Below are 2,581 nucleotides of genomic sequence, written 5' to 3'. Positions count from 1 at the left end.
GGACAGCGGGGGCCGGGACAGCGGGGGCGGGGCCTGAAACCGGCCAGTCACTAGTCCGGGTCGCCACCCCGTAAGTAGCCCGTCCGTGCCATGCGCGGTGTGTAGACCGCTGCCTACTCTAGGGAGCGGTGGCGGCAGAGAAGAGGTGAGGCGGGTGGCTCCGGTCGGCGGCACGGCGGTGCAGGACCATGTGGCCCTCGCCGAGATCGAGCTGTGCGGAGAGCTGATCATCGCGGCCTCGGCCGCCGAGGACCGGCTCAGCCTGGAGAGCATCGACGAGGTGCTGCGGGTGGCGGAAGAGCGAAATCCGGACTGACGGACCGCCGAGCCGACGGACCCAGGGCCGCCGGGCCGCCGGACCAGGAGACCAAGGGGGCCCAGGGGCCCGACGGACCGGCCGCTGTCCGGAGCGGGCCCGGCTCAGCTGCGCAGCAGCCGGCCGATCGCCTTCGTCGCCTCCTCCACCTTCGCGTCGGCCTCGGCACCGCCCTTGACGGCCGCGTCCGCGACGCAGTGCCGCAGGTGCTCCTCCAGCAGCTGGAGCGCGAAGGACTGCAACGCCTTGGTGGAGGCGGAGACCTGCGTGAGTATGTCGATGCAGTAGGTGTCCTCGTCCACCATCCGCTGCAGGCCGCGGATCTGCCCCTCGATGCGGCGCAGCCGCTTGAGGTGCTCGTCCTTCTGCTTGTGGTAGCCATGCGTGGCGCCGGCCTCGGTCGTCGTCGTCATCGCGGGCCTCCGTCTCGGGACGAGCTGTGGACACAAAACGGGATAGATACCCCTAGTGGGTATATGGTAACGAACTTTCCGGGGTAGGGAGCCCTTCGTGCGCCCCCGTGCTGACCACTCTGCCCGATGGGCGACACTGGGATGCGGCCCATTAGCCGTGGCCGGATGATGCGCCTAGCATCAGCCTGACCGAAACCGAAGCACCCCGAGGACCCCACGTGCGCTTTCGTCTGACCCCCAGGGAGACGAGCTTCTACGACATGTTCGCCGCGTCCGCGGACAACATCGTCACCGGCTCGAAACTCCTGATGGAACTGCTCGGGGCGGACTCCTCCGCCCGGGCCGAGATCGCAGAGCGTATGCGGGCAGCGGAACACGCAGGTGACGACGCCACGCACGCGATCTTCCACCAGCTGAACTCCTCGTTCATCACGCCGTTCGACCGCGAGGACATCTACGCCCTCGCCGGTTCCCTGGACGACATCATGGACTTCATGGAGGAGGCGGTCGACCTCGTCGTCCTCTACAACATCGAGGAACTGCCGAAGGGCGTCGAGCAGCAGATCGAGGTGCTGGCCCGGGCGGCCGAGCTGACCGCGGAGGCCATGCCGCACCTGCGCACCATGGAGAACCTCACCGAGTACTGGATCGAGGTCAACCGGCTGGAGAACCAGGCGGACCAGATCCACCGCAAGCTGCTCGCCCACCTCTTCAACGGCAAGTACGACGCGATCGAGGTGCTGAAGCTCAAGCAGATCGTGGACGTCCTGGAAGAGGCGGCGGACGCGTTCGAGCACGTGGCGAACACGGTGGAGACCATCGCCGTCAAGGAGTCCTGAGGCGTCGATGGACACCTTCGCCCTGATCGCGACCGTCGCGGTCGCGCTCTTCTTCACCTACACGAACGGCTTCCACGACTCGGCGAACGCGATCGCGACCTCGGTCTCGACGCGGGCGCTGACCCCGCGGGCGGCCCTCGCCATGGCCGCGGTGATGAACCTGGCCGGTGCCTTCCTGGGCTCCGGGGTCGCCAAGACGGTCAGCGAGGGCCTGATCGAGACGCCCGAGGGCTCCACGGGGATGGGGATCCTCTTCGCGGCCCTGCTCGGCGCGATCGTCTGGAACCTCGTCACCTGGTATTTCGGCCTGCCGTCCTCCTCCTCGCACGCCCTGTTCGGCGGCATGGTGGGTGCGGCGCTGGCGGGCGGTACGGACGTGCTGTGGGGCGGCGTCGTCGAGAAGATCGTCATCCCGATGTTCGTGTCGCCGGTCGTCGGTCTGGTCGTCGGCTACCTGGTCATGACGGCGATCCTGTGGATCTTCCGCCGGGCCAACCCGCACAAGGCCAAGCGCGGTTTCCGGATCGCCCAGACGGTGTCGGCGGCCGGCATGGCCCTGGGCCACGGTCTCCAGGACGCCCAGAAGACCATGGGCATCGTGGTGATGGCCCTGGTGATTTCCGGCCACGAGACGTACGGCGACCCGATCCCGGTCTGGGTGAAGATCGTCTGTGCCGTGATGCTGTCCCTGGGCACCTACGCGGGTGGCTGGCGCATCATGCGCACGCTGGGCCGCAAGATCATCGAACTGGACCCGCCGCAGGGCTTCGCCGCGGAGACCACGGGCGCCTCGATCATGTTCACCACGGCGTTCCTCTTCAAGGCGCCCATCTCCACGACCCACGTCATCACCTCCGCCATCATGGGCGTCGGCGCCACCAAGCGTGTCAACGCGGTCCGCTGGGGCGTGGCCAAGAACATCGTCCTCGGCTGGTTCATCACCATGCCGGCAGCGGCCCTGGTAGCCGCCGCGGCCTTCGGCCTGGTCAAACTGGTCGCCCTGTAACCCACCC

4 protein-coding genes are annotated in these 2,581 nt (G+C 67.9%); 3 read left to right on the top strand and 1 reads right to left on the bottom strand.

The features are described from left to right. The first annotated feature begins 154 nt into the window (after nt 1-154). Nucleotides 155-316 (top strand): hypothetical protein, encoded by a 162-nt coding sequence (locus tag CCN44_RS45270; protein ID WP_167404062.1) that lies wholly within the window; start codon nt 155-157, stop codon nt 314-316. Between the two features lie 104 nt (nt 317-420). Here the strand turns inward: CCN44_RS45270 and CCN44_RS34725 are convergent, their stop codons facing one another. Continuing rightward, nucleotides 421-729 (bottom strand): metal-sensitive transcriptional regulator, encoded by a 309-nt coding sequence (locus tag CCN44_RS34725; protein ID WP_059251203.1) that lies wholly within the window; start codon nt 727-729, stop codon nt 421-423. A gap of 218 nt (nt 730-947) precedes the next feature. Here CCN44_RS34725 and CCN44_RS34720 point away from each other — a divergent pair, with 218 nt between their 5' ends. Next, nucleotides 948-1,568 (top strand): DUF47 domain-containing protein, encoded by a 621-nt coding sequence (locus CCN44_RS34720; RefSeq protein ID WP_059251200.1) that lies wholly within the window; start codon nt 948-950, stop codon nt 1,566-1,568. Nucleotides 1,569-1,575: 7 nt separating this feature from the next. Continuing rightward, complete coding sequence (locus CCN44_RS34715; protein WP_059251198.1) at nt 1,576-2,574, top strand: inorganic phosphate transporter; 999 nt, start codon at nt 1,576-1,578, stop codon at nt 2,572-2,574. Nucleotides 2,575-2,581: the final 7 nt, after the last annotated feature.

The organism is Streptomyces tricolor, from assembly GCF_002155905.1.
GTDB lineage: Bacteria > Actinomycetota > Actinomycetes > Streptomycetales > Streptomycetaceae > Streptomyces > Streptomyces tricolor.
This window is presented reverse-complemented; position numbering and strand designations above follow the sequence as displayed.

Bases quoted from the DNA above. Each gene is read 5' to 3' on its own strand.
- CCN44_RS34725 (WP_059251203.1), bottom strand. From the start codon at position 729: ATGACGACGACGACCGAGGCCGGCGCCACGCATGGCTACCACAAGCAG.
- CCN44_RS34715 (WP_059251198.1), top strand. From the start codon at position 1,576: ATGGACACCTTCGCCCTGATCGCGACCGTCGCGGTCGCGCTCTTCTTC.